The organism is Pseudomonas sp. RA_35y_Pfl2_P32, from assembly GCF_963970735.1.
Taxonomy (GTDB): Bacteria; Pseudomonadota; Gammaproteobacteria; order Pseudomonadales; family Pseudomonadaceae; genus Aquipseudomonas.
Genome location: NZ_CAXAQF010000149.1, coordinates 1 through 578 on the forward strand (window position 1 = coordinate 1; position 578 = coordinate 578).

General features: G+C 60.2%; 1 pseudogene. It reads right to left on the reverse strand.

From position 1 onward, the window contains the following. Positions 1-560, reverse strand: a pseudogene (locus AACY45_RS27570) (hypothetical protein); the annotation flags it as partial. Between the last annotated feature and the right edge of the window lie 18 nt (positions 561-578).

The following is a 578-nucleotide window of genomic DNA, read 5'->3' on the forward strand; positions in this document are numbered from 1 at the left end:
TCCTTGAGCATCTGCGGTCCGCGCAGGATTGCGTTCAGCGGCGTTTCAATGGAGAAGTCGCGGGTGCGAAACTCGACGTTCTGCATGCGTCCATCGTGGACGCGGCTGAACCACTCTCGCGTGTATTCCTCATCTTCAGGCGAGTACTTGGGCGCCCCCGAACCTTTGAGTTTGTTGTAGCCACCTTGCCCGCTCAGTTGGTTTTGCACATCAGCCAGGATGGCCAGCAATTCCTTTTCGCGTTGCTCGTAGCGGTAGCCACGGGTGCCGTAAAAAGGTAGTTCGCCAGCACGCAGTTTGGCCAACTCATGTTGGTGAACGATGCCGCGGTATTCCTGGAGCCGGCGCTCTTCAAGCGCTTGGTTGGACGCCGCCCGCCCCCTGGAAAGGCCGGACCCTGCGGCAGTCCCGCCGGAGCCGGCGAGGCCATCGCCGATGAGGGTGTTTTCAGCAAAGTTGGCCAGCGGATTTTTCCAGATCAGCACACGGGTCTTGATGCCTCGGCGACCTCGAGCATCCAGCAGTTCACCGATGCGATCGCTACCGGGTTTGAAGCGCATCGCCGGGTCAAATCCCCA